Below are 3768 nucleotides of genomic sequence, written 5' to 3'. Positions count from 1 at the left end.
AACGAGACATATTTCCTCTGTCACCGCCCCTTTAATTGGTTATTTTTTAACAGTGACAACTAGCCTGACACAGGGGGGCCCCTTCAAAGGCTTGACCGACGTTGAGTGCTGTGAAACAGCAATTGCTATGGCAGTTTCTAATGGAATTCTAAAAAAGTGCCTCAACCTCATTGGTTTCAGCCGTCCACTAAAGAGATCGGGGCCGCCGAGTTTTACGAATCTATAGGCAGTAAATCTGTTTGGAATCTGGTAATCCCAGAGCGAGCATCTAGAGGGTACTGGAAAAAATAGGTTAGATCTCTATTTTTGGCGTTCATGTTTCGTGACACATGGCATTTTATGGCTAAGACTCAACGGTATGTCACTTAACTAGGAGTTGTCCCCTAAAAAATAATGGCGTGTTTTCTTACAACCAGGAGACTACGGTATGGCCTACCTTGTAGAAGAACCCAAAACCCAGGGAAATTATTCTCGTAGACGTTAAGAGGTATTAGCCCACTAGACAGCCGTAAGGTTGGAAATATGGCATATCAGCAAGGGACAACTGAATATGCAACTGCAATTACTGATCTAATGGCTCAAAAGGACAAAGATACAACCGAATAGAAAGCGGCCAGAAGTATAAAAAGCATTGAGAAAAAAAACTCCTGTTAGATATATTCACACCGCAGCGGCTATTTCTGATGCTGGAGAGGTTTCTTCAGTTAATGTAAAGGAATTTAACGTAGAATTAGGACTGGATTAAATGTCTGATAATAAAAAGAAAGTTAGCATGAAGAGAAAGGCGGAACCTCAATTGACACCAAATGATGTCGCTGACTACCAAATGTATATCAATGAAGATTTAGATGAGCGCAAAGAGCTAATAGCAATCCGCAGGGAGAACTTAGTCGCTCTTAGCGACGACGTTTCAGAACAAGTGAGGTGGTATAGTTGCTTTCCATCTTCAATAGAAACTGAACAAATCGGAACACTTTGCCTTTATGAGGCATCATTGATGCGTGCTTTTTACCATCAACTTGCCATTAAACCAAATGAACCTCAAAGCGTTAAATTACCTGATTATCCAGAAGTGACATGGAAAGGCGAAGGTATTTTGAAAACTGGATGTTTACACCCTAATCGATGGTTAGATGCTTATTTTACTTCGGTGATTGTGCGTGACAAAGCTAGCATGGACGTATTGGCAAACTTTCCTATTTCTTTGATGAGACAGAGTTCTACCAAAGCGGGCGAGTTATCTTATATGCTAGTAGACGTCATTCAGTCGTTCCACAACCGCACATCGGACTACCCAGATAAGCTGGTTGCAGCAATGGACGCGGCGGTAGCTCAAGGGGATAACTGGGCGTTGGAAATTGCGATGGGGATCCTAGAAACCTTCGCAGCGCTCACTACTAATATTGGTTATGATTTTGAGGAAGTGCTCGTTAAAAACCTACAGTTCCAAGAGAAATATCATCTTCGAGAATTGGGACCAGATAGGATAGGCATCAGAACTTTTATCAACTTCCCTCTGCTTGGCATGGCATGTATGTGGTACGACAAAGGCAACCGTCTATCTATTGAAACCGGTTGGCTTCCACCCTATCTTGTTGAAGGACGTTGGCTAGAAGATGTAAAAGCAGGGAAGATCACTAGATAAATTCTCTTTACTTATAAGCCATCTTTTACGAGGTGGCTTATAAGTTTATGGTGAGGGGTTCGTTGTTACGCGATTACAAAAGAGGCAGCGAAGCGTTTTACTTCAAAGCAGTTGTTCAAAATGATTAAATCAGGAAGACTTCTCGACGGATTTAATCATTCACCATAAGACCTCTTTTATTTCGGAAAGGGGATAACTCGTTCAATAACTTCAGGGTAATGAATTCCAAGCCTCATCAGAAGTACAATAAGCGATTGCACTGGTACGATGAAGGCAAAATATATATCAAAAATAGAGTTTTAAATATGAGAAGCTTAGACGTAATGCTCGATCAATTCACCGAAAAAGAAGGGTTTGAGTGCTTTGGAGAGTTGAATGACGTATCAATTCATGAAATGGAAAATCAGCTAGGATTATCCTTTCCGGAGCCATATAAAGTTTTTCTAAGAAAATATGGTTACGTTGAGTGGTTTGGTCATACGATTTATGGATACTCTGAAGATGAGGACTATCTTACAGTTGAGCGCACTCTTGAACTTCGCGAGGATGAGATACCGAGTGATTTTGAGAAAATACCACAAAACGGTTGCGTATTAGAGCGCTATGCCGGAGGTGGCTACTACTTTTTATTTTCAAATGAATCAGAAAGATCGGGGCAAGTAGCCCTTTTCATAGATGAATTGTTTGGTAAAGAAGCCCAATCATGGACAACATTTGAGGCATTTTTGGAATATATGCTCAGCCTTTGAACTGTTGTTACATAGAGCCTCAATTTCGAAGCCAGGCGACTTTGATATGATTTACGAGGCACCAACTGAAATTACATACACAAGCAGAAATACCCTCTAGCGGTAAGGTTTCCAAGTTCAAAGCAAAAGAGTTTGATATAGATATAGGAGAGTTCAGAAGTGGTTGATAGCTCAGAGGTAAAAAAGGTTGAACGAGTAGCTCATGTTGAACTAAGTGATTTTGAAAGAGAAGCTTATCGAGAAGAAATAAAAGAGAGTTTAGACAAAAGGAAAAGGCGCATATCTATAAAAAGAGAAAACTTGGTTTACTTGAGCGATGGTATTTCTTATCAGCTCCGTCTGTATACATGGTTACCTCCATTAGACGATGATGAGAGAATCGGCACGCTATGTCTATATGAATCATCATTGATGCGTGCTTTTTACCATCAACTTGCCATCAAGCCAAGCGAGCCTCAAAGCATTAAATTACCTGATTATCCAGAAGTAACATGGAAAGGCGAAGGTATTTTAAAAACAGGCTTCATTTGCCCCTCAATGTGGCTAGATGCGTATTTTACCTCTGTCATCGTTCGTGACAAAGCTAGCATGGATGTGTTAGCGAACTTCTCGATTTCTTTGATGAGACAGAGCTCTACCAAAGCGGGTGAGCTGTCTTATATGCTAGTAGACGTCATTCAGTCGTTCCACAATCGCACATCGGATTATCCTGATAAGCTGGTTGCAGCAATGGACGCAGCGGTAGCTCAAGGGGATAACTGGGCGTTGGAAATTGCGATGGGGATCCTAGAAACCTTCGCAGCGCTCACTACTAATATTGGTTATGATTTTGAGGAAGTGCTCGTTAAAAACCTACAGTTCCAAGAGAAATATCATCTTAGAGAATTAGGGCCAGATAGAATAGGGCTCCGCACGTTCATTAATTTCCCTCTGCTTGGCATGGCTTGCATGTGGTACGACAGAGGCAACCGTCTATCTGTTGAAACCGGTTGGCTTCCACCCTATCTTGTTGAAGGACGTTGGCTAGAAGATGTAAAAGCAGGGAAGATCACTCAATAACACCCTTTAGTTAGCAATTCAGTCTATAAGCCATCTTTCTCTTGAAATGGCTTTATATTTATGGTGGGGAGTTTGTTGTTTGCCGAACGACCAATCATTCGTGGCATTATCAGAAAACCCAAAGTTAAAAATCATATTCGATATGAATACGATTTAGACCATATTGATTGCGAGAAGAACGAAGTTACTTTTCATCGTTATATCAATCATTCAGATGGTAGTAAACGCAAAGTTCAATATGGGCTTTGTTGCGTAATTCAGACGAGAAACCAAACCTCCTAAAGTTGACCGACTTTTATACAATATACTGAGTTT

4 protein-coding genes are annotated in these 3768 nt (G+C 40.9%); all 4 read left to right on the top strand.

Annotation, left to right across the window (positions count from 1 at the left end; translation table 11 throughout):
- The coding region (locus tag R7Z77_RS23645) for a hypothetical protein (RefSeq protein ID WP_318136857.1) at nucleotides 1–226 on the top strand (226 nt) is incomplete at its 5' end.
- Nucleotides 227–745: 519 nt separating this feature from the next.
- Nucleotides 746–1645, top strand: coding sequence for an immunity 49 family protein (locus tag R7Z77_RS23640; protein WP_318070354.1), 900 nt, complete (start codon nucleotides 746–748; stop codon nucleotides 1643–1645).
- A gap of 305 nt (nucleotides 1646–1950) precedes the next feature.
- The gene (locus tag R7Z77_RS23635; RefSeq protein WP_169644514.1) at nucleotides 1951–2394 is read left to right on the top strand and encodes an SMI1/KNR4 family protein; all 444 of its coding nucleotides are present in this window, start codon (nucleotides 1951–1953) and stop codon (nucleotides 2392–2394) included.
- Between the two features lie 159 nt (nucleotides 2395–2553).
- A complete protein-coding gene (locus R7Z77_RS23630) occupies nucleotides 2554–3453 on the top strand; it encodes an immunity 49 family protein (RefSeq protein WP_301875983.1) in 900 nt (299 codons plus the stop codon).
- Nucleotides 3454–3768 lie beyond the last annotated feature (315 nt).

Source organism: Vibrio sp. 1401, assembly GCF_033340295.1.
The sequence above is the reverse complement of the archived record's forward strand: the minus strand, read 5'-3'. Positions and strand labels throughout refer to the sequence as shown.